Consider the following 1024-nt stretch of genomic DNA (forward strand, 5'->3'; position numbering starts at 1 on the left):
GGCAGCCCGTCCGCGCTCGGCTGGGACATCACCAGCTGGCCGATCCGGTGCTTGAGGCTCATCCGCCCGGTGGTGCGCGCGGCCAGGTCCACGCAGCGGGCCTCCTCGTCGGCGGCCGGTGCCGGTCCGGGCTCGGCCGCCGCCGGCGCGGCGAGACCGCCGCCGACCAGGGCGAGGGCGGCCAGGGTGGTCAGGGGTGTGCGCAGGCGCATGACCGTTCTTCTTCCTCGAAGGGGGGTGACGGGGCGTCCGTTGCGCCGGAAGTCTAGACCGGTGCCGCCGGCGGGGGTCAAGGGTCGCCGGCCGCTACCCTGGGCCGTCGAGGAGGACGCGATGACCGACCCGGACGCCACCGACGAGGCGGCCCCCACCAGCCGCCACCCCGAGCTGGACGCCACCCTGGACGCCGTCGCCGACCTCGGCTCGGTGCCGCTGGCCGAGCACCACGAGCGGCTCGAGCGGGCCCACCGCGCCCTGCACGAGCTGCTGTCGGGCACCCGCGCCGAGCACTGAGGTGCGGCTCGACCGGGCGGTGCTCGCCCGCGGGCTGGCCCGCTCACGCACCCAGGCCCAGGCGCTCGTCCGCGCCGGCAAGGTCCGGGTCCGCGGGGTCGCGGTGAGCCGGGTCGCGAGCGAGGTGGACCCCGACGACGTCGAGGTCACCGACGTCGACCCGTGGGTGTCACGGGCTGCGCACAAGCTGCTCGGCGCCCTCGACGACCTCGCCCTGCAGCCGACCGGCCGGGCGCTGGACGCCGGCGCGTCCACCGGCGGGTTCACCCAGGTGCTGCTGCACCACGGCTGCCGGCCGGTGTACGCCGTCGACGTGGGCCACGGCCAGCTGGCCGAGCCGCTCCGCCACGACCCGCGGGTCGTCGTCCACGAGCGGCTCAACCTGCGCGAGCTCACCCTGGCCCACCTCGACGACGAGCCGGTGGACCTCGTGGTGGCCGACGTCTCGTTCATCTCGCTGACGCTGCTGGTGGAACGGCTGCTGTCGGTCACCCGCCCCGACGGCCGTGCG

General features: G+C 76.4%; 3 protein-coding genes. 2 read left to right on the top strand and 1 reads right to left on the bottom strand.

Going from position 1 to position 1024, the window contains the following annotated elements; genetic code table 11:
- On the bottom strand, positions 1-212 hold a 212-nt coding region (locus DVA66_RS20665; RefSeq protein ID WP_198672021.1), incomplete at its 3' end, for a hypothetical protein.
- Positions 213-333: 121 nt separating this feature from the next.
- Between DVA66_RS20665 and DVA66_RS20670 the strand changes: the two genes are divergently transcribed.
- The gene (locus tag DVA66_RS20670) at positions 334-513 is read left to right on the top strand and encodes a hypothetical protein (RefSeq protein WP_114561595.1); all 180 of its coding nucleotides are present in this window, start codon (positions 334-336) and stop codon (positions 511-513) included.
- Position 514: 1 nt separating this feature from the next.
- A partial coding sequence (locus DVA66_RS20675) for an SAM-dependent methyltransferase (RefSeq protein ID WP_114561596.1) occupies positions 515-1024 on the top strand: 510 nt, incomplete at its 3' end.

Origin of the sequence: Desertihabitans aurantiacus, from assembly GCF_003344635.1 — a bacterium.
In the GTDB taxonomy this organism is placed as follows: domain Bacteria; phylum Actinomycetota; class Actinomycetes; order Propionibacteriales; family Propionibacteriaceae; genus Desertihabitans; species Desertihabitans aurantiacus.

Bases quoted from the DNA above. Each gene is read 5' to 3' on its own strand.
- DVA66_RS20670 (WP_114561595.1), top strand. From the start codon at position 334: ATGACCGACCCGGACGCCACCGACGAGGCGGCCCCCACCAGCCGCCAC.